This is a genomic window from Sphingobium sp. LMA1-1-1.1 (genome assembly GCF_040676365.1).
Taxonomy (GTDB): domain Bacteria; phylum Pseudomonadota; class Alphaproteobacteria; order Sphingomonadales; family Sphingomonadaceae; genus Sphingobium.
This window is the reverse complement of the sequence record NZ_JBEGHS010000069.1, coordinates 1-254: the sequence shown is the minus strand read 5'-3', so window position 1 is coordinate 254 and position 254 is coordinate 1. Positions and strand designations below refer to the sequence as shown.

At 54.7% G+C, this 254-nt stretch carries 1 pseudogene; it reads left to right on the top strand.

Annotated features, from left to right (window positions below):
• Positions 1–126 precede the first annotated feature (126 nt).
• A pseudogene (locus tag MRBLMA1_RS20860) lies at positions 127–254 on the top strand (IS630 family transposase); the annotation flags it as partial.

Here is a 254-nt window from a genome sequence, read left to right as displayed (position 1 = left end):
AAATCGGCGCTTCAAATCCTGGGGGGCATGCCCCCCAGGATTTGATCACCCAAATGGCGGCATAAAACGACATCCGCGATGAGCTTAACTTAGCCGCCAACCTGTCCAAGAAGGCGAGGCCACCTCAACAACTGGCTGTCCAACCGCATCTTCAAATCCTACGATGACATCGTCGACCACTGCTGCTTCGCCTGGAACAGCCTCGTCAATCAACCTTGGCGCATCATGTCCATCGATTTGCGCCAATGGGCACA